Below are 23821 nucleotides of genomic sequence, written 5' to 3' on the forward strand. Positions count from 1 at the left end.
AGACCATGAAGCTACGCCTGCTCCTTATATCGTCCCTTTGCAGCCTGGCCCTGAAGGCCCAGTACCGGATTTCGGATGGCAGTGAACTGCTGGACCTGCAGCAGCTGCCCATGGAAAAAATGTATGTTCACCTGAGCCAGAGCCTGCTTTTTACCGGGGAGTACCTGTATTACAAGGCCTATGTGCTCAATGCCCAGACCAACAAACTCAGCCGGATCAGCACCCTGGCCTATGTACGCCTGGTGGATGCGGCAGGGCAGACCGTTTTTGAGCATAAACTCCGTCTTGAAGGGGGAATGGGGCAGGGGGATTACTTTCTGAACACGGATATACCCTCGGGCGTTTACAAATTACTGGGGTATACCCAATGGATGGAGAACGCTGGCCTGGAACAGCTCTTCCAGGCCGATGTGGCCATAATCAACCCGTACAGGCCGTTACCGGATGCCGATGGGACGGGCACAGAAACCTATAGCGTTTCAGGGGAGGAATTGACATCCGGGGCTTCTCTGTTGCAGCTGGAGCTTGATACCACCCAATACGCCCGCCGTAGCCGGGTGAAGCTGCAGGTCCGGAACTATAAAGGCGCCCTGGGGTATGGACAATATTCCCTGAGCGTGACCAGACGGCCGGAACTGTCCTGGAATGCCCACCACAGTGCAGAAGCTTTCGGGCAGGCCTATTTCAATGCAGCCCGCACCCTGCCGCAGGGCATAGGCGATTCCGTATATCTTCCCGAACAACGGGGCGAGCTGCTTTTTGGAAGGGTTAGCGATGCTGCCACCGGGCAGCCCGCTCCCAACCAGGAGGTGGTATTGTCGGTGCCTGGGAAAGATTATATCCTGAAATCTGCTACCACCGATGCCCACGGGTATTTCTTCACCTACCTGCGCAAGGCCTACGCCTATCCCGGCATGATCTGCCAGGTGGCAGGCCCGGGGACCTATACCATTTCCCGGGGAGCACAGCGGCCGTTGCCCTGGGAGGCGCTTGAGGTACCGGTTTGGAAGCCCGCCCCGGATCAGGGGGAGGCCATCCGCCGGCGCAGCATCCACAACCAACTGGAAAATGCCTTCTTTGGGGTGAAGCCGGACTCCGTATTGCAGCCGGAGCCGCCCGATCCTTTTGATGGCGGCATCCCCCAGGTTAAACACCTGGATGAATACACCCGTTTTGAGACCCTGCAGGAAACCCTGGTGGAACTCTTCGGGAATGTGGGGTACCGCAAAGGCCCGGACGGCTCCGACTATATCCGGGTAGCCCAGGATTTTGAGGCCTTCAACGAACCCTACAACAACGACCCCGCCATTGTCCTGATCGATGGAGTATTTATCCCGGACCCCGGGCGCATCAAGGGTTTTAAGGCCCGACGGATCCAGACCATCCGGGTGCTGCAGGATCCTTTGGTACTTGGCCCAAAGACCTATCAGGGGATCCTTTCCATCGAGACCTTTACCGGGGATTACGCCCGGGAGTACCAGGCCCCGAATGCCACGGAATTCCGCCTGGATTTTCCCCAGGCGCAAAAGCGCTACTATAAACCGGACTATCGGGAAGGTTCAGACAAGATTTACCGGCGGGTGCCGGATTATCGCTACCTGCTGCATTGGGAGCCCCAAATTGACCTGGACAGCGAGGCCGCAGACCTGGAATTCTACACCTCCGACCTGGAAGGGACCTACGAAATCATTCTTGAGGGCTTTACCACCTATGGGAAACCCGTTTCCGTCAGGCGTTCCTTTCAGGTAGATCGCTAAAGGGTTTCCAGGTGGTTCAGCAGGCGCTTTGCCCGCTGCCGCGCTTCATCCGCCCAGCGTAAATGGTAATTCACTTCCAGGGCCAGGTAGCGCAGGTGGTGTTCTGCATCCTTTTGCCCGCGGATCCGGCCCAGCGGGTCTTCCAGGCCTGAAACGTCGAGGGTAAAGATGCCATAGGTATCCCGGAAGAAGCGCGTGACTTCATTTGCCCATTCTTCGTGTTCCTCAATGGCATAACCTTCCAGGCGCTGCCCCAGATAGCGGTAATAGTCTGCGATTTCGCGTTTAAGCCCTTCGTCCGGGATATTGGAAAAGCTGCCGGTAGCGTATAATTCGTTAATCACGCCCCGGTTAAAGGAAGCACCCCCAAAGCCGCGCCCCAGCCAGCAGAAGGCCTGTTGGGTAAAGACCGAGTCCGGAACAGTGGGGTAGGGGCCCTCCCAATACCCATGCAGGCCGTTGTTCACGGAGGCGTCCCACCAGGGCATTTCGGTAAAAGGGCCTGCATTCATCCCCCCATGTTCCAGCAGGTACTGAATGCCGTACAGGCGGAAGCCGTTCACCGCCAGGGCGTGGTCCAGGGTAGCCACATCGGCGGCCAGGTCCTGTTCCAGGCTAACCAGATAGTGGGCCAGCCGGTCCCGCGCCAGCCGCCTTTCATTCCAGTTGTTTAGCTGCAGGGCCATAAAAATCCCCAGCACCAGCAATACAATTTCCCCCAGGGCGTACCCCAGGTAATGACGGAAGGAATCGTTGTGCAAAAGTTGCATGCGTAGCCGGCGAAACACCTGTAGCATAAGGATATAGCTTTGGTCCGGCACCCAAGTTAGGCCATGCACCCCTTGCCTGCCATGATAACAGTCAGGTGCGAAAGGTGAAAAAAAATAAAATTTAGGGTAGGGTAGGAAAGGACTCAGTTGTTCTCTAATAAAAACACCCAAATTTTATTACCATGACAAATCAGCATTCAAAAAACAAAATTGGATTTTTCTCCCTCCTAACGGCCCTGTTGGTATTCCTTTCCGGATGTACTTCGGATAACAACGACGCTGCCAACGGGCGGTTGCTGCTCAGCGCCAAGAGCACCTTCAGCAGTCCTACCGGTAAAACTCCTACCGGAAAGAACATCAATAGCGATGTAGTGGTTACCGATTTCCGGATGAACCTGAAGGAATTCGAACTGGAATTCGATATGGAAGACCCGGGAGAAGATTACCACATGGACGAAAACGAAACCTGGGACGACGACGGGTACTACGATTTTGAGGACGAGATTGAACTGGCCGGGCCCTTTGAACTGGACCTGATGGCCGGGCAGATCAGCTTCCTGAACGTGACCATGCCCATGGGGAACTTCGAGGAACTGGAGTTCAAGTTCGACGCCGGAACCGATGCCACCAGCGACCTCTTTGGCAAGTCGGTCCTGATTCAGGGCACCATTCAGGGTACCCCCTTTATCTTCTGGCATGACTTTGAGGACGAGGTGGAAGTGGATTTCGAAGATCCTACCTTCGATATTGCTATCTCCGAAACCCCAGAAGGCATCGTGATTAACTTCGACCTGAGCCTGGTTTTCGACAGCACTGCCGGGGTAGACCTGACCCAGGCCATGGACGGCAACCAGGACGGCACCATCGAGATCAGCCCCATGGACCAGGATGGAAACAACGACCTGGCCCACAGCATCCGTCAGGCCATCAAGGCCCATATTGACCTGCTGGACGACTAAACGGCTATAGCACTTTGAAGAAAAACCCGCCGGAAGGCGGGTATTTTTGTTGGGCGAATCCCATTTTCAAAATCAGGAACCTATTTTGATCACTCTAATCCTATCTTTCCTTTTACTAAATATTATAGCTGTGGTTACTGCCCATAGAAAGGTCCAAATCGCATCGTTAAGGGGCCTGTTGAGTCCCTCCTCCATTAACACACTATTAGACACTTCTGCACTTAGATTGAGACCACTGTGAAAGAGCACGGCCACCCAAATCACGTGTTTTCGGTTCTTAGCGATACCAAAGCTGATCGAAAAAAACACACACAAAAGTGGCATAAGTATAATTCCTCCCAAGAAAGGATATTCCGGGTAATTGTGTCCCATTAGAATAGCAGGTAAGTGCCAGAGCCCCCAAATAACTCCAATCATAACAAAACCCGCAAGCTGATGGTTATTGGCCCATTCCTTTTGTAGATAACCTCGCCATCCATATTCCTCTCCAAAGGCAAAAAGAAGTCCATATAACAAGACCCCTACAAAGTATGACATTAGGTAATTGGGTAATAGTACATACCAGGGTTGCGGGCCTGCTCCAAAAATCATAGCGACACCTTTCAGAGCTATCAGATCATTTTCTATGGTCATAAAACCAGGTCTTAATTGAGCCCCGTCAAACCCAAGTGTTAGTACAATCGAGGCAATCTCTATTGCAAGTGGAATAAATGATGCCATGAATAGCCACTTCAAATCCTTGAGAGGGTTCCATACTGAACCTGAAAGAAATCCCTCCTTATGCACCATTCTCATTATTATCGCGGATAAACCGGGCACCCACATTAGGAGTAATGTCCAGCTGGTGTTTGAATCCCCATTTACAACAATGAAATAATACGGAATCAGTGATAGTATGCATGTAATACATACAAATTGCCACCCTTTTTTATTAAGTCTCATAATATTTTGTTCCAAAAAGAGGTTTATAATTTTTTACTCAGAAAGTTCGGTATCCTTGTTGTCTTATACATGGATTGTTAACGTAGATGCCCCCAAATCGTAAGGACAGCCCTAAGGTGTCTGAATTTTAGTCCATCCCGTAAAAACGCCAAATGTCATTAAAGATGTGCTCCAATTCTTTGGAACAAAAATCTCCATGCTTTTTCCCTCGTATTTTGATCAGTTCATTCCTGATACCTTTCAATTCCAATCTATTATGAAAGGCTATGGCCTGTCCAATTTCAACGTTTTCATCCTCATCCCCGTGTATGCTGATAATCGGAGGAGTGTCTGAAGATATGTGCTCGATGGGAGAAACCATTTTTAAATAATCGGCTTTTGCGCCTTTCCATTGATCCACTATTAACTTGGTATATGTTGAATCGTTCCAAAATTCCAGGGCACGCTCCATGTGTGTAATGCCATACCAATTTATTATCCCTTTTATTTTCCCTTTTCTATTGTGCACTCCGGCAACCTCTAATTGGTTGGCGTCGATCATACCTGCCAAGAGGGCCAAATGACCGCCGGCCGACTCTCCCGACAGATACAACTGTTCCGTGTCAAATTTATATTTGGTTGAATTTTCATTGACCCAATTGATCGCATCCAGACAATCGTTTAAAGATTCGACCAGATGGGAATTATCAAGCAACCTATAATCAATATTTACTACACACCAACCTTTTTCAAGGTAGGGAAGCAAGCCCAGAAACCTTGAAGTTCTATCGCCTTCGACCCAGCCGCCGCCATGAATATAGATCAGCACAGGTTTCTTTTCTTCAGAGATTTTATCCCAAGGCTCCTTTCCCAGTTTCTTAGCCGGATAATACACATCCAATTGTAGTGATTTGGAACTGGTGGTTTTATAGGTGACATTTGATGCAATCGAAATCCCTTCCATTATAGTAAAGACATTGGTTTTTTTCATCCCATTGCATGATATGAGTAATAACACTGTGCAGGTTGCATGACCCAAGCTGACCAGGTTTTTTTTAAGCGGCATGACTTTTTTTAAGGTGTTAAACTTTGATTTCAACCAAAAACCCTGGGATAGATCAAAAAGACATCTCCAATGAGGTTCAGCAATACATGGGGTATAATGGACAAGAATATATTTTTATGTTTCCAAACCAGATAATTCATTGGAAACGTTGCAATGACTCTTGTTACAAAAACCTGTGGTGACCAGATATGGTAGGCGCAGAACAAGACGGTATTGATCAGCGGAGCCCTATAGTCTTCATAGGGCTCTTTCGGAAGTAAAAATCCACGGAAATATAATTCCTCCATTAGGGGCATAATAATGGAAAAAGGAATCATTATAAACCAAGATAGCTTTATGATGGATGCGTTTTGCTTGTGGGGAAAGAGACCTGGGCTGAACCAGTCCGAAATCCATCCAAAAACATTTTGTCCCAAAAACTCGGTGACCGGTTTTAACAAAATAAAACATCCTATGGCCCACAATAAGGAAACCAAGGTTAAACCGGCCAGAGGCCAAAATGACATCCTGGCTTGGGATTTGAAAATATCCTTAATGACTCCAAGGCCAAACGGTTGACCTGTAACTTCCGAAATCATAAAGATCATTAATGGAATTGTCACCAAGAAATCAATGGCCATCAATATGGTGATTGAGGGTAGTTTTTCCCCATAAATTCTATGGACAACCAACAACAGTAGTATTGGAACTATGCCAGGCAGAAAGTATAGTAAGAATTTATTTCCCATTTCAATTTGACTTCCGGCAATCCGGTTCCAGGCGAAACAGCTGAAGAAATTAAGGGCATGAATTGGCCTGTCAGTTCATTGACAGGACAATAGTGCTTCTTCATCTTCCAAAGGGTAATTCCTTTTGATTTCAAAGTCAAAATTCAGCTTTCCCGTCGGGAAAAAATTGTATAAAACCGACTTCATGGCCTTCGGGTCCGGAAATTCATGAAAGCCTTATACATCGTTTATAAGGAAAGGAATTACAATGTTTGGCTATTAATATCCCGGTCATAGTTCAGACCAAAAGACGCAGAATTTTATTGGGCTGAAAAAAGGATGTATTGGGCTACCCCTTGGTGTATCGGTGATAGAGGGTGTCTCTGTATTTCAGGAGTTTCTGAGGTGAAATCCTGGAAATTGATTTTAATTCATTAATCAGGTGTGGCTGATCGTGATAACCATATTGAGTTACCAAATCCATCCAATCTACCGGATGGTCGTTTTGCATGACATGATCCAGGTAATTATTCACCCGAATAATTTTGCAGTAATTTTTCGGGGAAATCCCCATCCGTATCTTAAAAAGTCTTTGCAATTGGCGCTCAGAAACGTGGGCCAGCCGGGCAAGGTCATTAATAGAGATAACCCCGTATTTTTCATGGATGATATCGATGGCCTTCTGAAAGGGTATACTGCTTTTCTTCTGATCCGAATTTTCCAACATAAACGATTCGGCCAATGCGCTTTTCTCCCAAAACTTTTTACCCTTTAATTGGATGAACAATTCCTGATATTTTCTGATCCCTAAAGAGGATCCCCTCCCTATTTTAGAAATGGGAAGGTGGAGTTGTTTATATAAGCCATCCGCGATAAATGAGATGCCAAACAGGTCAATTTGCCCTTTTTGCTTAACCATTCTGCAGGTGGCAATTGCAGGAAGGATAAGTAAATTAGTATCCAAATAACTTACCTCCTGAATACTTGAACGCTCAATGGGGTCACCATAGTTAAAGACCAATAAGTTCTGTCCTTTAGGTAAATACCTCGATTGAATTCCCTCTAAGGTATCAATGTATCCCTTCATCTGCCAATAACAGAGCACCTCTCTTTTAAGGACAGGATGATCTACTATCTTTTCCGTATAGTCCATGAGGTATCCATCGCTTTTTTGGGAAGATAAAGTAATATAATCCCAGCTTTGGCAGGCCATTCATTATGGCCTGTTAGCACGGTTATAAAAGTAAATTTAGGAATTACTTAACCGATTACTAAACTGGACGAGGTCTTTGATTAATCCTCTTAATCCCACAGCAATAACCAGGCCCCCCTTATTCAAGTTCTTTTATACCGAGGTGTTTGGCAGCCCGTCTTCTATGCTATTATTCAATAGGTGAACTATGGGTAGAAATGGCTTTTATAACCCCATTTTTCTTTTGATAGACATCCGTAAACCTTAGGTGTACTTCTACTGTGTCTTTACCTGTACTGTCAATAATCAACATTTTTTCGGTTCCTCTAAGCACGGCAATGTCATCGTATAGGCGCACATTTAAATGATCATAGGTTATTTCCCCAAAACGGTAATCGGCATTTGAAAATTCTTCAATTGTTGACTTTTTATCGGTTACATTTCCATCTGAAGAACCTGAATATATCCAGCTATCATCCAGGATGTGGTTCAAAGGTTCAGGGTCATTTGCTAAATAGGCGTCCGTCCATTGATGGAGTAAATTTTTAGCCTCTTCCTTTGAGATAGCGTTCAAATCCTTACTAAAGCCCTCATTATTATCACACGATACAATTCCTAACATAAGACATAGTAGATAAATAACCTTTTTCATATCATTTATTGATTTGTTAAACACCATAGCGGCATAGGAAATAAATAGGGCATCCTTAGGGCAATTGAAAATGTCTGACCCATGTATGTCCACAGGTTTCTTTCCCATTCTTAATCGATTAATCGATTGGTATAAACTTTAAACCAAACGATTGAGATTGTCCTAAAGGTATATTAGGGGATCATTTGCTTGAACCTGGTAAAATTAGGTTTGACAAAGGTACCAGGTGGGAATGTTTGGGAATTGTATAATTGCGACATTTCACACCTGGATTAAGAATGGCTGATTGCACTCGTACCTCGCGTGATCCGGGCCGAACGGCCATTGAAGGTCCTGTGGACCTTCAATAGTGAGGAGCCAGGTGGTGCGCAGGCCTTGTTACTGCGTGGGAAGTGTTATGGCGGATTACGCTCGTACCTCGCGTGATCCTGATTGGGGGGAGTGACAGGAAGAAATCCGATGCGGGCTGTCGCCCGCTCCGTATTTTTCATTTACTCAAAAACTCGAGCAAGCTCGGTTTTATCGTAAATAAAAAAATCCGATGCCATTTGGCATCGGATTTCTTTCGTCGGGGTGGCAGGATTCGAACCTGCGACCTCCTGCTCCCAAAGCAGGCGCGATAACCGGGCTACGCTACACCCCGTTCGACAGCAGATGCTGCCAGACTATAATTTTATTCTTCCGGCTACTAAGGCCACCAAAGTAGCCCGGGAACCGGGCGGAGTTCATCCCGAAGCAGTACCGTATGGTGCTAGCTGCGGGGCTACACCCCGTGCGACAGCAGATGCTGCCTACTAATCAATTCTTCTTCCGGCTACAAAGGCCACCGAAGTAGCCCGGGAACCGGGCGGAGTTCATCCCGAAGCAGTACCGTGAGGTGCTAGCTGCGGGGCTACACCCCGTGCGACAGCACATGCTGCCCAGTATTCAATTCTTCTTCCGGCTACTAAGGCCACCAAAGTAGCCCGGGAACCGGGCGGAGTTCATCCCGAAGCAGTACCGTATGGTGCTAGCTGCGGGGCTACACCCCGTGCGACAGCAGATGCTGCCTACTAATCAATTCTTCTTCCGGCTACAAAGGCCACCGAAGTAGCCCGTGACCAGTGATAAGAAAAGGGCCGAAGCGCCTTTCGGTTTCCATACCTCTTCCTGGGGAAGCTTATCACACGCTCAGAAAAACAAATTCCAAATCCCCATTCCGTTTTGAATCAGGGCTTTGGAATTCTTCACCCCGCCTTGCGGCGGCCTGGCGGAGAGACTGGGACTCGAACCCAGGCGACGGTTACCCGCCGACAGATTAGCAATCTGCTCCGTTACCACTCCGGCACCTCTCCTGATCGGATGAAAACACCCGGCAATTCCTTCAACGAAATTGCGGATGCAAATGTAGGTTTTCATCCCTAGAGAAGCAACTTTTTCTGTACATTATTTGGGGTGCTCGTACGCCTCCCGGGAATTCCCCTGCGGCTGGTTTTTACCTCCGGGATATACCCGGCATCAGGCGGCCTGAGCTTCCCGCGGAAAGGTGACGCAGAAGGTGGTTCCCTGATCCGGAGCGCTTTCTACTTCAATAGTCCCATTATTGCGCCGGGCAAATTCATAGCTCAGGGTCAGGCCCAGGCCGGAACCTTTTTCCCCTTCTGTTCCTTTCCGGCTCTTTTCTGCATTCAGGGTGAAGAGTTCTGCTATAACCTTGTCATCCATACCCACACCGGTATCCGTCACGGAAATACTGACCTGGCCTTTGGTTTCCTGGCGGACACTCAGGCTAACTTTGCCGTTTCGGGGGGTATACTTCAGGGCGTTATTCACCAGGTTGCGGATAATGAATTCCACCTGATTGCGGTTGCCGTAAATGGCCACGTCGGTATTGAGTTCCACCATCAGGGTGATTTCCTTTTGCTGGGCTACATCCCGGAACACCTCGTAGATTTCCCGCAGTACTTCCTGCAGGGAGAAGGTCTCGTGCAGGTCCGGGGTCTTTTTCATCTGGTGGGTAGCCCATAGGATGAGGTTATCCGCCATACGCAGGGTATTGGTCACGGAGCGGTCCAGTTGCTTGCCCATGGTCTTAACGTCATTGGCTGTCATAAGGTCGTAATTCTCCGTCAGAAGAGAGGTAAAGGACTTCAGGGCATTTAACGGGCTGCGGATATCGTGTGCTACCACGCTAAAGAACTTATCCTTGGTGGCGTTAAGGGTTTCCAGTTCGGATTTCTGGTTGGTAATGATTGTGTTGTTTTCCCGCAGTTTTCGGTTCATCCACCAGGTCTTGCGCACAAACCAGAGCAGCAGCAGGACGCAGATACCAATGATGATCAACAGGACATTCCGGGTGCGGATTTCCGCAGACTGCATGGCCGTCTGGTTTTCCAGGAAACTGGTGCGCTGGTTCAGGGCGTCAATCTCGACCATGCCCTCGGTAAGCTGGCTGCGGTCCGCAATCAGTTTTTCGTGAAACATGTCCGTGGTTTTGCGCTGGGCTACCGTATAGGTATGGGCAGTCCTGGAATTGCCCATCCTGAGGTGATAGAGGGTAAGCTGGTGGTAGGCGCGTTCCAGGAAGGCATACATGTCATTTTCTTTGGCCAGCGCCTCGGCCTGCAAGAGGTAATCCAACTCCCGTTCCGCATTTCCATGCAGGGCGCTTATGGCGGCCATTTGCATCAATGCTTCAGCGGCTGAGACCTTCTGGGCATTGGGCCCCAAGTTGCTGCTGATGTCCAGAATGCGTTTAAACTGGATTTCTGCCTCCTGGCTGTTCCCGCGGGACATTTCGATAAGCCCTTTCACCTTCAGGCAATTCGACAATACCGGCAGGTTCCCGATCTCCGTATTGATTTCTATGGCGACGTCCGTAAGGGTTTCTGCTTCGCTGAGCTGGCCTGCCAGATAATAGCTTTCCCCAAGGTTGTGCGCTGCCACCCCATAACGTTCGCGAACGCCCAGGTTTTTGAAAAAGTCATAAGCCTTTTTATGGGATTCCACCTCCTTTTTCCGGTTTTCAAGCCTGCGGTAAATGTGGCCCAGGGAAATGTAACAATTCGCCAACCCTATAGAATCATTGTCCTTCCGGAATAAATCCATGGCGCGATGCAGCGATTGCATGCCCAGAAAGTAATCCTCCTTCTTGGAAAAAATACTCCCCAGTATACGGTAGGCATAAGCCATCCCGCGAACGTCGCCGGAGTTTTGTGCCAGCTTCAGGGATTGTTCTCCGTAACTCAGGGCGCGGTCCAGATCTACAAAAGTCAGTTCGCGGCTAAGCAGGTAAAGGGTTTCTGTACGCTCGGCTGTGCTGAGTCCCGGATGCGTCAGGCGGGCTTCCAGGCTGTCCACAATCTGGCCTCTGGCGGGGGCAACTACCAAAAGGTTTAAAAAGAGTATCAGGGGCAGGCCGAGCCGAAGTTTTGGTTTAGGCATGGGCAATATGGGGGCTATCACAATGCTGTGGATTAATTGGTTGGTCTAGGGTTCTAACGCCCTGACTGTGGTTTTAGTGTGTAAATTCCTACGAATGTGAAGGAAAAAAGAAAGGGCTGCCGGTGTGGTTTCAACCGGCAGCCCTTAAGATGTTTGCTGGGTTTCGGATCTACCTGAAGCCCAGTGTTTTGAGGTTATCAAAACTGATTTGGATGGCTTGCAGGGGCTCCATGCCGTCAAAGGTCATGTCCTGCTCCACAATAAAGTACTCCATGCCGGATTGCTCCTTCTGGGCCAGGATGCGCGCAAAATCGATCTGGCCGGTGCCCACGGGGGCAAAGCGGCCTTGCTCATCCATGTCTTTTACGTGCCAGATTTTGAACCGGCCCGGGTATTTCTCAAAATAATCCAGGGGGTCCGCCCCGGCCCGGGTCACCCAGTACAGGTCCATCTGAAAATTCACGACTTCAGGGTCGGTATGCTCCAGGAAATATTCAATGGGTACTACGCCGTCTGCATTGGGTTTGAATTCGAAATCGTGGTTGTGGTACAGCAATTCCAGCCCGGCTGCCTTGCATTTGGCCCCTATGGTATTGATGATGTCGGTAACCTCTTCTACTGTACCGCTCATAGACATGGTACGGGTGGCCGGGTCAAACTGGAAATGCCCCATGGGCGGGATGGGGATCACAAAGTAGCGGAACCCCGCCGCTTTGGAATCTGCAATCATCTGGTCTGCATTATCCAGGGTTACGCCGCCCTGATGTACGCTCAAGGGGTTAAGCCCCAGGCTTTCCAGGTAACTTTTGAAGGCTGCGGGTTCCATCCCGTAGAATTTGCCATCTGCATAATTGGTAGCTTCGATATTCACGTAACCCACGTTGGCCACGGCCTGCAGCGTTCCTCTGGCATCTTCGTCCATCTGGTTACGGACGGTATACAGGGTAGCGCCGGGTTCCGGCATTTTCGGGGTGGACTGGCAGGAGAACAGCACCGACAGGGCAAATACGGGCCCCAGCAGGAGAATAGGGAGGTTGTTTTTCATGGTATAATCAGGTTAAAGCATAGGGTTCCGGAAAGTCCCGGAAGTGGGTTAAAGATAGGCATTTTTCATCAGGCGGACATGGGTTAACCGGGCCGTGAAACATGATGAACGTCATATGATAAACTGCGGGTATCCGGTAATTTTAGGCAAACAATCCCCTTAACTATGGTACCCCCGGAAAACAAAAATGTCCGGCTGGGCAAGGAGATGTCCAAGAATGAGATGCGGCAGCTGCTCCGCTCGCATTGTTTTGGGGCACTGGCCTACCTGGCCCATGGGCACCCCTTTTGCGTGCCTGTAACCTATTACTACGACCCGGATTCGGATAGCCTGATCAGCTATAGCCTGGAAGGGCATAAGGTGGAATCCATGCGGGACCGACCCCAGGTGGCCTTCCTGGTTTATGAAGAACAAACCCCCGTGAACTGGCGGTCTGTGCAACTGCATGGGCGCTATGAGGAAATCCGCCAGATCGATGCCAAGGCCTGTTTGCACCGCTTTACAAAGGGCGTACAGGAAGTCCTGCGCCAGCGGGAGGGAACGGAGGCCCGGGCATTACCGGATTTTGCCGTGGTCTCGGACCAAAAAGCCGTTCCGGTGATTTACAGGATTCAGATCGAGGAGTGGTCCGGAAGGTTTCAGGACGGGTAGCCTTTAGCGCGATAGGCGCCTCAGGAAATCGCGGTTTGCTGCCGTATCGAAATTGACAATACCCCAATGCCGGTAAAGCGTGCCCGTACGCCGGTCCAGGACCAGGGTCATGGGGATGGATCGCGTTTTAAAGACTTCGGGCACAGGCTCCTCCCAATACTGCACGCTAAAAGGGTATCCTTCCCGGTCCAGGTATTGGCGCGCTTTCTCCACAGTGCGATCGCTGTTGATCATCACAAAGCCGACTTCGTCTTTCAGATCTTCGTATAAGCCATGTATTCCGGGCATTTCGGCCACACAGGGGCCGCACCAGCTGGCCCAGTAGTTAATAAAGACCACCGGGGCCTCCAGGTCGGACAGCTGCGTTATATTTCCATCCCCGTCTGTAATCCTAAGGCCTTCCCAGGTTTCCCGGTCCAGGTGTAGTTGTTCAAATTCGGCAATAGGCATGGCATCGGGCGCCACAATTTCCCGCACCACCAGGCGCATCTTTACGCCCTTGTAAATGCGTTCCATCCATCCGCTGGCATAGAGCACGGCCAGGGCCAGTGCGGCCAGCAGGATCAGGAACCGCCATTTCAGGATTCGCTTCATAGACTGGGATCAGGATTCAAAAGTAAATGAATTCTCCGGATACCGAGGTGTCAGCACTATTGGGTATTCACATCAGGGATTCGGCCCCGGAGTTGTATTTTTGCCAAAAACCGCATTGAGATGAAGCTCGTTTCCTGGAATGTCAATGGCATCCGCGCTGCCGCCAAGAAAGATTTTATCGCCTCCGTGAAGAACATGGACCCGGATATCCTCTGCCTGCAGGAAACCAAGGCAGAACCTGAAATAGTTCAGGAGGTGGTCTCCGGGCTGGAAGGCTATCACTGCCATGCCTACGGGGCCGAACAAAAGGGGTATTCCGGGACGGCAATCCTGAGTAAGACTGCCCCCCAAGCAGTTACCCCGGGCGGAGACCAGGAGTTGTTACAAACCGAGGGCCGTATACAGTGTGCGGATTTTGGGGATTTTCATGTGGTAAATGCTTATGTCCCCAATTCGGGCAACGGACTCAAACGCCTGAATTATCGCCAGGAGTGGGACGCGGCCTTCCTCAAATACCTCACGGCCTTACGGCAATCCAAACCCCTGGTACTCTGCGGCGACCTGAATGTGGCCCACCAGGCCATAGACCTGAAAAACGACAAATCCAACTACAACAAAACGGCAGGGTACACCCAGGCCGAAATCGACGGGATGGACCGCCTGCTCCAAAGCGGCATGATAGATACCTTCCGCAGCCTGCACCCGGATACGGAGGCCTATTCCTACTGGAGCTACCGCTTTAATGCCCGCCAGAAGAATATCGGGTGGCGTATCGATTACTTCCTGGTGAGCAAAGATCTGGAAGGACAGGTGCGCAAAGCCGAAATCTACCCGGAATACCAGGGGTCGGACCATTGCCCTATAGGGCTTGAATTGGACATCTGATCCCGTGTCAGGCTTCACCCAGCCACCACCTGCGGCGCGGCGGGCGGCGAACCAGCCCAAACCTCTTTACAGCGTGCACCCTGAGGTGCTCGACCATTTTAGGAACGGAATCCGTCAGGAAGACCAGATCCATGTCTTTGGGGGAAATACTCTCATTTTCGGCCATCACTTGAATGTGGTGGTACAATTCCCGGTGGTATTCCGTGCCGAAAATCACCACGGGAAAGTCCCGGATCATCCGGGTCTGAATCAGGGTCAGGGATTCAAAGAGTTCGTCCAGGGTGCCTATCCCGCCGGGCATGACCACAAAGGCATAGGAATATTTCAGCAGCAGAAATTTGCGGACAAAGAAATAGGGAATATTCACCCATTTGTGCAAATAAGGGTTCGGATGCTGTTCCCTGGGCAATACAATGTTGCAGCCAATGGAATAGCCCCCGTTTTCATAAGCCCCCTTATTGGCCGCTTCCATAACCCCGGGCCCGCCCCCGGTCATTACCGTGAACCCGAGTTCTGCCAGGGCTTTTCCAACCGCCTCCGCCTGCTGGTAGTAGGGGTTGTCCGGCGCGAAGCGGGCCGATCCGAAAACCGTAACACAGGGGCCTACAAAGTGGAGTTTTCGAAAGCCGCGGATAAAGTGGTAACCCACCTTCAGGATAAACCACAATTCGCGCAGCCGTGTCCTTGGGCCTTCCAGGAAAGCGTGTTCGCCGGTCAGGCGAGGCGGATGCTTATCATTGGGGGGTGATGCAGGATGTAGCGCCATGGGTGGTTTGTTTTCCTGCAAGGTACATAAGCCGGCTAAATTAAAGGGAATCTGCCCCGGGTTTGCGTAACCCGTCCAAATCCGTATTTTTAGGCATTGGGCATGGCCCGTATCAAAATCGCACTTATGGAGTCAGGCAAGGCCGGCAAGGCCGTTAAAGCACGGGCCTACTGGAGGGCAAACCTCCGGTTGGTAGGCATACTGCTGGGCATCTGGGCCCTGGTTTCCTACGGGGCCGGTATCCTGTTTCGGGACTGGTTGGACCAATGGGCCATTGGCGGGTTTAAACTGGGCTTCTGGTTTGCACAACAGGGTGCTATCTACGTCTTTGTGATCCTGATTTTTGTCTATGTAGTCCTGATGAACCGGCTGGACCGGAAATTTGGCTACAATACCCCCGATAAGAACCTTTAACCCCTACAGCTTTGAGCGTACAAGTCTGGACCTATATCCTGGTAATCGCCTCCTTTATTTTATACATTGGTATTGCCATTTGGTCCCGGGCGGCTTCTACCAAGGATTTTTATGTGGCCGGGGGCGGGGTTTCGCCCCTGGCAAACGGCCTGGCCACCGCGGCAGACTGGATGTCTGCCGCCTCCTTTATCTCCATGGCCGGGATTATTGCCTTTGCCGGGTACGACGGGTCGGTCTACCTGATGGGCTGGACGGGCGGTTATGTGCTGCTGGCCTTGTTGTTGGCGCCCTACCTGCGGAAGTTTGGCAAATTCACCGTCCCGGATTTCATCGGGGAGCGCTACTATTCGTCCACCGCACGTATTGTGGCCGTGCTCTGCGCCCTTTTGGTCTCCTTTACCTATGTGGCCGGGCAGATGCGCGGGGTAGGGGTAGTCTTTTCCCGTTTTTTGGAAGTGGATGTCAATACCGGGGTGGTGATCGGGATGGTGATTGTCCTGTTCTATGCGGTTCTGGGGGGCATGAAAGGCATTACCTATACCCAGGTGGCCCAGTACTGCGTCCTGATTTTCGCCTTTATGGTACCGGCTATCTTTATTTCCATACAGATGACCGGGAACCCCGTACCCCAGCTGGGGATGGGGGATACCCTGGCCGACGGCTCCGGCACCTACCTGCTGGATAAACTGGACGGCCTTTCCACCGAACTCGGGTTCACGGCCTACACGGACGGCTCCAAGTCCCGCATCGACATCCTGGCCATTACCCTGGCCCTGATGGTGGGGACAGCCGGGCTCCCCCATGTAATTGTCCGGTTCTTTACGGTTAAACGCGTGCGGGATGCCCGCAAATCGGCCGGGCTGGCCCTGCTTTTTATCGCCATTTTGTACACGGCCGCTCCGGCCGTTGCCGTCTTTGCCAAAACCAATATGATCGAAACGGTGCGCAACCAACCTTACGCCGATATGCCGGCCTGGTTTACCAAATGGGAACAAACGGGCCTGCTAACCTTCACCGACCGCAATGGGGACGGCCTGGTACAGTATGTACAGGACCCTGCCCGGAATGAACTGGTGGTAGACAACGATATTATGGTGCTGGCCAATCCAGAGATTGCCAACCTGCCGGCCTGGGTGATTGCCCTGGTGGCTGCGGGGGGGCTGGCCGCTGCCCTCTCTACGGCAGCGGGCCTGTTGCTGGTCATTTCTTCCTCCATTTCCCACGACCTGATCAAGAACGTTTTCAACCCGCAACTTTCAGAAAAAAGGGAACTCTGGTATGCCCGGGGCGCGGCTACCCTGGCGGTGGTGGTGGCCGGGTACTTCGGGATCAATCCCCCGGGGTTTGTGGCTGCGGTAGTCGCCCTGGCCTTTGGCCTGGCCGCCGCTTCCTTTTTCCCGGCCATCCTGCTGGGGATTTTTTACAAACGCATGAACAGCAAAGGGGCCGTGGCGGGAATGATCACCGGGATTTCCCTGATGCTCTTCTATATGCTGAAGTTTAAATTCGGTTTGTTCGACGGTGGCAAGGAGGCCGTGCCGGGCCTGGCTTCCCAATGGTGGTTCGGGATCAGTCCCGAAGGCTTTGGTTCGGTGGCCATGCTGGTGAATTTTGCGGTGGCCCTTGTGGTAAACCGGTTTACGCCGCCCCCGCCCGAACGCATACAGGAGCTGGTGGAAGACATCCGCATCCCGGATGCCGCCCCCCCGCCCTCAGGGCACTGAACCCCCTGGCAGAAAAAAGATTTCGACGCATTCCTTACCTTTAAGGTCCGGCCATCCGGCCCCCGAAAGCAACAAACAAACTAAACCATGAGTAACTACCACATCAAGCACCTGGAGGAATACTTTCAGGTCTATCGAAAATCCGTTCGCGACCCGGAAGCCTTCTGGGAAGAAATTGCCGAAGAACACTTTGTCTGGAGGCGGAAGTGGGATCGCGTGTTGCGCTGGGATTTTCAAAAACCCGAAGTGGCCTGGTTTGAAGGGGCGCAGCTGAACATCACCGAAAACTGCATTGACCGCCACCTGACTACCCGGGGGGAGCAGACCGCCATCCTCTTTGAACCCAACGACCCTAAGGAGGAGGCCGAGCATATCACCTACCGGGACCTTCACGAGCGGGTAGGCCGCATGGCCAACGTGCTTAAGGCCCAGGGGGTGGGCAAGGGAGACCGGGTTTGCATTTACCTGCCCATGATTCCTGAACTGGCCGTGGCTGTACTGGCCTGTGCGCGTATCGGCGCCATCCACTCGGTGGTCTTTGCCGGCTTTTCCTCTACCGCACTTGCTACCCGGATCAACGATTGCGATTGCAGCCTTGTACTGACTTCGGACGGGTCCTACCGGGGCGCAAAGACCCTGGACCTGAAAGGGATTGTAGATGCCGCCCTGGAGGACTGCCCGGGCGTAAAATCCGTTTTGGTGGCCCGGCGCACCGGAGGCGAAGTCCGGATGCAAGCAGGCCGTGACCACTGGCTGCAGCCCCTGCTGGACGAAGCTTCCGCCACCTGCCCGGCCGAGGTTATGGATGCCGAAGATCCCCTGTTTATCCTTTATACTTCCGGTTCTACCGGGAAACCCAAAGGAATGGTACATACCTGTGCAGGCTATATGGTGTACACGGCCTACACCTTCAAAAATATTTTCCAGTACCGACAGGGCGATATTTACTGGTGCACCGCCGATATCGGCTGGATTACGGGCCACTCTTATATCGTATACGGGCCCCTGGCCAACGGGGCTACCACCGTTATGTTTGAAGGGGTGCCCTCCTATCCGGATTTTGGTCGGTTCTGGGAGGTGGTCGAAAAGCACAAGGTAAACCAGTTCTATACCGCACCTACCGCCATCCGTGCCCTGGCCAAGGAGAGCCTGGAATACGTGGACCGCTACGACCTGTCTACCCTGAAGGTGCTGGGCAGTGTGGGCGAACCCATTAACGAAGAGGCCTGGCACTGGTACAACCAGAACATCGGCAAAAAGCACAGCCCCATTGTGGATACCTGGTGGCAAACGGAAACCGGGGGCATCATGATCAGCCCCATCCCCTTTGTGACCCCCACCAAACCAACCTACGCCTCCCTGCCCTTTATCGGGGTGCAACCGGCCCTGATGGACGAACAGGGGCAGGAGATCAAAGGCAACCAGGTAAGCGGGCGCCTCTGCATCAAATTCCCCTGGCCCTCCATGGCCCGCACCATCTGGGGCAACCACGAGCGTTACCGGGACACCTACTTTTCGGCCTTCGAAAACAAATATTTCACGGGCGACGGGGCCACCCGGGACGAGGTGGGCTACTACCGCATTACCGGGCGCGTGGACGACGTGATTATCGTCTCCGGCCATAACCTGGGCACCGCCCCCATAGAGGACAGCATCAATGAACACCCGGCGGTTGCCGAATCTGCCATTGTGGGCTTCCCCCACGATGTGAAGGGCAATGCCCTTTACGGCTTTGTGATCCTGAAGGAAACGGGCTCCGGGCGCGACCGGGACAACCTCCGGCGGGAAATCAACCAGCAGATTACGGAACAGATCGGCCCCATTGCCAAACTGGACAAAATCCAGTTTGTGCCCGGGTTGCCCAAAACCCGGAGCGGGAAGATCATGCGGCGTATCCTCCGGAAAATCGCTTCCAAAGACACCGCCAACCTGGGCGATATCAGCACCTTGCTGAACCCCGAGGTAGTAGAACAAATCATGGAGGAAGCCCTCTAAAGGGTTACCGCATCCCCGAAAGACGGAACCGTTGTTCCAAAACCTGCCCCAGGGGTTTCAGGACCCGAAGGTGCCGGGTAAGTTTTTTCCGCTCCTTTTGGGGCATGAGCGCAGGGCGCAAATAGCGACCGGAATTCGCCTTCTGAAGCCCGGTTCGGGTCCGCAACCCGTGCAGGAAGAGAAAGGCCTCCCGGCACCGCGCGTACAAATCCGCATTTTGGGGTTCTTCGTGTGCCAGGTACCGATACCGGGCTGCGGTGTTTTTGAGTTCAAACTGGCCCCGGGAAAGCGTAAGCAGGCGGGCGGCATCCACCAGGGGCATCAATCCCCTGGCCTTCAGGTCGAAGCGGCCCTGGTGCGGCCCGCGACCTTCGCGTTTAAGCTGCCCCCAGAGGCCAAAGGCAGGCGGGGCCTGCAAAGCGGAAACTCCCAGATAGGCCTGGAAGAGGGATGCCTCCGGCAGCATACCCCGCAGATGTTCCTGAATACCCGATACCAGCTCCCGGGACCCGCAAACATACCGCAGGTCCAGAAAGACACTGCTTAAGAGGATGCTGTCTTCGTCCGGCTGGCCGATCCACTGGTCAAAATACCCTTCCCATTCCTTTGGGGTACAACACCACCTGGGGTTGCCGGCCATCATGCCGGCAGGGCAGGGGGCGTACCCCAGGGACTCCAGCCCCTGGTTTACCTGTCTTGCCAGGGCCAAAAAGGCTGACCGGGTTGTTTCGAGGTCACTTTCGGGCACCTTTCCGAATACCAGGGCATTGTCCTGGTCGGTTGGTAGCAGCTGCTCGCCCCGCCCCAGGCTGCCCAGGGCCATCCAGGCAAAAGGCACTTCCGGGACGGGGCAGGTTTCCTGTGCCAGTTCCACCAAACGGGTTATCACCGCATCTTTAAGCGCAGTTGCGATTTCCATCGCATAGGGTAATGGCAAGGCCTGGTTCAGATATTCTCCCGTAAGTTGTTGTAGGGATGTTACCGGTTTTCGGAGAGCTTCAGCGGACCCGGCCTGGCGAATCTCCCGGAGCAGCAGGGCCGGGCTGTGGCTTTGGGTAATGAGGATATCCCGCTGGGATACCACCCCGGTTACCGGCGAATCAGGGGCCCCGTCCGGGGTCAGGACCAGGTGGTTTATCCGGTGCTGCAGCATGGCAATCTGCGCAGCCCCCATTCCGATGTCTTCCGGGAAGGTTCGCACGGGGGCAGACATCCACCGGGATACCGGGGTGGTTTCCGGATGGGCTCCGGCCGCGGTGGCCCTGCGCAGGTCCTTGTCGGTGAGGATTCCTTTGAGTTTTTTCCCTTCCCGGATAATCAGGGCCGTACTCCCCGTGAGTTGCATGAGGGCCGCGGCCCTGGCAAGCACGGTATCCGGCGGGGAGCTTTCCGCCGGTCGGCTATGGACGCGTAGCGGCATTTCGTGCCAGGGGGGAGGCGGTTGTTTCATGGTGTGGTGACTTCCCTTAAAGATAATGAAAACGGGGGTTCCACGCAGCGGTTTTGCCGCCTGTTCCTGAGCCTTTGCAAGGGGTCTGAAGCCGGTTTTAATCCAAAATGCCGGTCATTGGCCGAAAAATCCACTTGCCATAAAATTTCCGGCGCATGATTTCGTTCGCACAGGGAAGAACCCCGAAACCTATGCGATACCTGATATTGATGTGCCTGTTGCTCACCCGCTTTGCCGGAGTGGCCCAGGCAGATCCGTACCACCCCTCGGAACCCCGGGGATCCCTGTATCAATTTGCCCAATGGGCCCCGGCCGGGGATGCCCACCTGAGCCTGGAAGAAGCCCGGGAGGAGGGTCGCCTCCGGTTTCGCCCCCTGGAAGGCGACAACCATGCCCTGGGTTTTACCGACCAGTATTTCTGGGTGCGCTTCCAATTGGCCAACCCGGAACCCTACCCCAAAACCTACTACCTGCAAACCGGCCGTCCCGTTACCGACCGGGCCATCCTGTATCAAACCCGGGGCGGACGAATCAAACGCATGGAAAGCGGAGACCAGATTCCCTTTAGCCAGCGGGATGTACCCCACCGGGCCACCATCTTTGCCCTGCAACTGCCACCGCATTCCGAAAGTGCTTTTTACCTGGAACTCAAAAGCGACGGGGAAACCCTGAACCTGCCTTTGGAGCTATTCGAATCCGAGGATTTCTGGATGGAAAATTACCGTTCCCAGCTCTTTTTGGGGTTGTTTTACGGGCTGCTCTTTTTGGCTGGGATCATTTATTTGTTTTTCTATTCCAGCCTGCAGGAGAAATCCTTTCTCTATTACGGGATGTATGTCCTGTCCATCTTCCTGATGCAGGCCACCCTGGATGGCCTTGTCTTCCAGTACGTATTCCCGGAGGGCGGGTACCTGAACGACCGGTTTGTGCTGATCAGCGCCCTGATCTGTAATTTCTACCTGCTGCGCTACTGCGAGGAATTCCTGAGGGTGCGCCAGCACCATCCCGGGCTGTACAAATTCTACCTGGGCGTGTACTTTGTGATTGGCGGGCTGGTGGCCTCCACCTTCCTGGGCCCTGACATCCTCCCCTGGGTGTACCCGGCCAGCAATGTTAACGGTTTGCTGAGCCTGATGCTGATCCTGACTTCGGTGGGGATCCTCCGCTTTCGGCAGCAGGTACATATTGACCGGTATTTCGCCACCGGCATTTGCTTTCTGGTTGTGGCCCTTATGGGGTTTGTCCTGAACAACCTGAGTGTATTGCCCAACAATTTCCTGATCCTGAACAGTACCAAGATCGGCTCCGGGTTCGAGGTGCTGTTCCTCTCCCTTTCCATGACCAACCGGATCCGCGACCTGCGCCGTCAAAAGGAACATTCACAGGAACTGGCCCTGCAGAAATCCGAGGAAATCAGCCAGATGAAAACCTCTTTCATGTCTAACATGAGCCACGAACTGCGCACCCCGCTGAACCTGATCATGGGGATTGTACAGGAAGGAATGAATACCTCCGGGGACGCCGCCCATCGCAGGGAGTTGTCTATGGTCCGGGATGCTTCCCTGAGCCTGCTGAGCAGCATTAACGACATCCTGGATTTCGAAAAGATACAGGCGGGGACCCTCCGGTTGCGAAACGATGTATTCGATCCCCGGGTTGCCCTGGAAAAAATGGCATCCCACTGGGGGGAACAGGCTCAGGCCAAAGGCCTGACCTTTGAATTGAAGGTAGAAGAAGGCCTTCCCGGGCATATCCGGGCAGACAAGGAACGTTTGTTGCAAATTGCCAATACCGTCCTGAGCAATGCGGTGAAGTACACCCGCAAGGGTTGTGTCTGCATGGATGTGGGCACCCGGCAAACCGGCCCGGACACCGTGGAACTGGACCTGACCGTACGGGATACCGGTATCGGGATCGCCCCGGAGAAAATGCCGCAGATTTTCGATAGTTTCAGCCAAATGCGCCTGGATGATAAGCGGTCTTATGGTGGTATTGGCCTGGGCCTGTGCATAGCGCGCCACCTGGTAGAAGCCTTTGGCGGCAGTATTGAGATGGACAGCGAGGTTGGGGTAGGTACGATTGTACACATCCACCTGCCGGTACTGCCCGCAGAAGCCCTGGGACCTAGGGAAACCGGCAGTGCCGAGGCAGGGGAGACGGCCACACCTATGCGCGTGCTGGTGGTGGAGGACAACAAGATGAACCTTATGGTCATCAAGAAGCTTTTAGCCAAAATTCCGGGGATTATCCCTGCCTTTGCAGGCAACGGGCAGGAGGCCCTGCAGGCCCTGGAAAAGGAATCCTGCGACCTGATCCTTATGGACCTGCAGATGCCGGTCATGGATGGGTACGAAGCTACACAAGCCATCCGGGAAGGCCATTGCGGGCCCGAATTGGCAACCGTTCCCATTGTGGCTGTAACCGCAGACACCACCGAAGCCGCCCGCGACCGGGTCACAGAAGTGGGGATGCAGGGGTATATCTCCAAACCGGTAGACCTGGCCATCCTGGCCGAGAAGGTGGAATATTTCCGGGCCGCCATGCCCCAGCCCAACTAGGGATACCTATCCGGAACCATTTTTTTTCCCGCGGCCCGGGCCGTTGCAGCCAGAATGTTTAGTTTTGCAAAAAATTGCAAACCCTTTGGTTTGCATTTTCACCCGGTCGCGTAGCTCAGCTGGATAGAGCATCTGCCTTCTAAGCAGACGGTCCCAGGTTCGAATCCTGGCGCGATCACATCAAGCACAAACCCCGCAACGCAAGTTGCGGGGTTTTGTTTGACCGAAAAATTCGAAGCTTGCTTCAGAATTTTGAGGGCGAACAAAATACCTCAAAGCCGCAGGCTTTGAA

The 23821-nt window shown here is 52.6% G+C and carries 19 protein-coding genes and 3 tRNA genes; 9 read left to right on the plus strand and 13 right to left on the minus strand.

Translation table 11 applies throughout. The features are described 5' to 3' along the window. Positions 1–5: 5 nt before the first annotated feature. On the plus strand, positions 6–1757 hold the full coding sequence (locus OZ410_RS10000) for an Ig-like domain-containing protein (protein ID WP_277707820.1): 1752 nt from the start codon (positions 6–8) through the stop codon (positions 1755–1757). On the opposite strand, the gene OZ410_RS10005 is transcribed toward OZ410_RS10000, so the two are convergent. Continuing rightward, on the minus strand, positions 1754–2554 hold the full coding sequence (locus OZ410_RS10005) for a DUF6090 family protein (protein ID WP_277707821.1): 801 nt from the start codon (positions 2552–2554) through the stop codon (positions 1754–1756). The genes OZ410_RS10000 and OZ410_RS10005 overlap by 4 nt on opposite strands. A gap of 155 nt (positions 2555–2709) precedes the next feature. Between OZ410_RS10005 and OZ410_RS10010 the strand changes: the two genes are divergently transcribed. Further along, positions 2710–3486, plus strand: a complete 777-nt coding sequence (locus tag OZ410_RS10010; RefSeq protein ID WP_277707822.1) for a hypothetical protein — start codon at positions 2710–2712, stop codon at positions 3484–3486. A gap of 72 nt (positions 3487–3558) precedes the next feature. On the opposite strand, the gene OZ410_RS10015 is transcribed toward OZ410_RS10010, so the two are convergent. The 9 genes from OZ410_RS10015 to OZ410_RS10055 all read right to left on the minus strand — a co-directional run bounded on the left by OZ410_RS10015 (position 3559) and on the right by OZ410_RS10055 (position 12492). After that, entirely contained in the window at positions 3559–4428 is an 870-nt protein-coding gene (locus tag OZ410_RS10015; protein ID WP_277707823.1) for a CPBP family intramembrane glutamic endopeptidase, read from the minus strand. A gap of 127 nt (positions 4429–4555) precedes the next feature. After that, positions 4556–5398 carry an alpha/beta hydrolase gene (locus OZ410_RS10020; protein ID WP_277707824.1) on the minus strand — a complete coding sequence of 281 codons (843 nt, stop codon included), beginning with the start codon at positions 5396–5398 and terminating at the stop codon, positions 4556–4558. A gap of 104 nt (positions 5399–5502) precedes the next feature. Further along, complete coding sequence (locus OZ410_RS10025; protein WP_277707825.1) at positions 5503–6093, minus strand: CPBP family intramembrane glutamic endopeptidase; 591 nt, start codon at positions 6091–6093, stop codon at positions 5503–5505. 436 nt (positions 6094–6529) lie between these two features. Then, positions 6530–7393, minus strand: a complete 864-nt coding sequence (locus tag OZ410_RS10030; protein ID WP_277707826.1) for a helix-turn-helix domain-containing protein — start codon at positions 7391–7393, stop codon at positions 6530–6532. A gap of 169 nt (positions 7394–7562) precedes the next feature. Further along, positions 7563–8132: a nuclear transport factor 2 family protein gene (locus tag OZ410_RS10035; protein WP_277707827.1), complete on the minus strand. Its 570-nt coding sequence runs from the start codon at positions 8130–8132 to the stop codon at positions 7563–7565. A gap of 460 nt (positions 8133–8592) precedes the next feature. After that, positions 8593–8667 (minus strand) — tRNA-Pro (locus tag OZ410_RS10040). A gap of 604 nt (positions 8668–9271) precedes the next feature. Next, positions 9272–9358: transfer RNA gene (locus OZ410_RS10045), tRNA-Ser, on the minus strand. Between the two features lie 163 nt (positions 9359–9521). Next, entirely contained in the window at positions 9522–11393 is a 1872-nt protein-coding gene (locus OZ410_RS10050) for an ATP-binding protein (protein WP_277707828.1), read from the minus strand. Positions 11394–11616: 223 nt separating this feature from the next. Continuing rightward, positions 11617–12492: a sugar phosphate isomerase/epimerase family protein gene (locus OZ410_RS10055; protein WP_277707829.1), complete on the minus strand. Its 876-nt coding sequence runs from the start codon at positions 12490–12492 to the stop codon at positions 11617–11619. A 165-nt stretch (positions 12493–12657) separates the two neighbouring features. Here OZ410_RS10055 and OZ410_RS10060 point away from each other — a divergent pair, with 165 nt between their 5' ends. Continuing rightward, the gene (locus OZ410_RS10060; protein ID WP_277707830.1) at positions 12658–13143 is read left to right on the plus strand and encodes a pyridoxamine 5'-phosphate oxidase family protein; all 486 of its coding nucleotides are present in this window, start codon (positions 12658–12660) and stop codon (positions 13141–13143) included. 3 nt (positions 13144–13146) lie between these two features. On the opposite strand, the gene OZ410_RS10065 is transcribed toward OZ410_RS10060, so the two are convergent. Further along, a complete protein-coding gene (locus OZ410_RS10065; RefSeq protein WP_277707831.1) occupies positions 13147–13737 on the minus strand; it encodes a TlpA family protein disulfide reductase in 591 nt (196 codons plus the stop codon). Between the two features lie 120 nt (positions 13738–13857). Between OZ410_RS10065 and OZ410_RS10070 the strand changes: the two genes are divergently transcribed. Next, the gene (locus tag OZ410_RS10070) at positions 13858–14622 is read left to right on the plus strand and encodes an exodeoxyribonuclease III (RefSeq protein ID WP_277707832.1); all 765 of its coding nucleotides are present in this window, start codon (positions 13858–13860) and stop codon (positions 14620–14622) included. Positions 14623–14629: 7 nt separating this feature from the next. On the opposite strand, the gene OZ410_RS10075 is transcribed toward OZ410_RS10070, so the two are convergent. Then, positions 14630–15388 (minus strand): LOG family protein, encoded by a 759-nt coding sequence (locus OZ410_RS10075; RefSeq protein ID WP_277707833.1) that lies wholly within the window; start codon positions 15386–15388, stop codon positions 14630–14632. Positions 15389–15514: 126 nt separating this feature from the next. Here OZ410_RS10075 and OZ410_RS10080 point away from each other — a divergent pair, with 126 nt between their 5' ends. The 3 genes from OZ410_RS10080 (at position 15515) to acs (ending at position 19521) form a co-directional block, all read left to right on the plus strand. Continuing rightward, entirely contained in the window at positions 15515–15802 is a 288-nt protein-coding gene (locus tag OZ410_RS10080) for a DUF4212 domain-containing protein (RefSeq protein ID WP_277707834.1), read from the plus strand. Positions 15803–15813: 11 nt separating this feature from the next. After that, entirely contained in the window at positions 15814–17526 is a 1713-nt protein-coding gene (locus OZ410_RS10085) for a sodium:solute symporter family protein (protein ID WP_277707835.1), read from the plus strand. 87 nt (positions 17527–17613) lie between these two features. Continuing rightward, complete coding sequence (acs, locus tag OZ410_RS10090) at positions 17614–19521, plus strand: acetate--CoA ligase (RefSeq protein WP_277707836.1); 1908 nt, start codon at positions 17614–17616, stop codon at positions 19519–19521. Positions 19522–19525: 4 nt separating this feature from the next. Here acs and OZ410_RS10095 read toward each other — a convergent pair whose 3' ends face one another. Further along, positions 19526–20971 carry a DUF294 nucleotidyltransferase-like domain-containing protein gene (locus OZ410_RS10095; RefSeq protein ID WP_277707837.1) on the minus strand — a complete coding sequence of 482 codons (1446 nt, stop codon included), beginning with the start codon at positions 20969–20971 and terminating at the stop codon, positions 19526–19528. Positions 20972–21162: 191 nt separating this feature from the next. Here OZ410_RS10095 and OZ410_RS10100 point away from each other — a divergent pair, with 191 nt between their 5' ends. Both OZ410_RS10100 and OZ410_RS10105 read left to right on the plus strand, forming a co-directional pair. Further along, complete coding sequence (locus OZ410_RS10100) at positions 21163–23529, plus strand: hybrid sensor histidine kinase/response regulator (RefSeq protein WP_277707838.1); 2367 nt, start codon at positions 21163–21165, stop codon at positions 23527–23529. A gap of 104 nt (positions 23530–23633) precedes the next feature. After that, a tRNA-Arg gene (locus tag OZ410_RS10105) sits at positions 23634–23707 on the plus strand. Positions 23708–23821: the final 114 nt, after the last annotated feature.

The sequence above is a fragment of the Robiginitalea aestuariiviva genome (assembly GCF_029537735.1).
Taxonomy (GTDB): domain Bacteria; phylum Bacteroidota; class Bacteroidia; order Flavobacteriales; family Flavobacteriaceae; genus Robiginitalea; species Robiginitalea aestuariiviva.